Origin of the sequence: Mesorhizobium sp. M2A.F.Ca.ET.039.01.1.1 (assembly GCF_003998035.1) — a bacterium.
GTDB lineage: Bacteria > Pseudomonadota > Alphaproteobacteria > Rhizobiales > Rhizobiaceae > Mesorhizobium.
This window is the reverse complement of record NZ_RZRY01001607.1, coordinates 1-386: the sequence shown is the minus strand read 5'-3', so window position 1 is coordinate 386 and position 386 is coordinate 1. Positions and strand designations below refer to the sequence as shown.

Below are 386 nucleotides of genomic sequence, written 5' to 3'. Positions count from 1 at the left end.
TTCCTGGACTTATTCGACAAGGTCTTTGTGCTCGACGTAGACGTTGAGACTTTGAACCGACGATTAGATGGGCGACCGAATGAGCCAGGTTTCGATCCGGCCGAGCGGCGGCTGGTACTGCGCAACCATCATACCCGGGAATATCTTCTCGTCGGCATCGATATCGACACGGCGGGTACGGTTCCAAGCGTCGTCGACAATATCCTCGCTCAACTCGCCTGAAGCCCTGAACGCATCGCGAATAGGATGGGGAAGCATTCGAAAATATTACGGGAAGACGCTAGTCGCCTGAACGGCTCACCAGCGGCGCTGAGACTCTGTACCCGGCCGCAGCCTGCGTATCCCTTGAGCTTTCACGGCGCCTCGCAGCCCGCCCTCGGCTGACA

The 386-nt window shown here is 58.0% G+C and carries 1 pseudogene; it reads left to right on the top strand.

Going from position 1 to position 386, the window contains the following annotated elements:
• A pseudogene (locus EOA24_RS41150) lies at positions 1–222 on the top strand (nucleoside kinase); the annotation flags it as partial.
• Between the last annotated feature and the right edge of the window lie 164 nt (positions 223–386).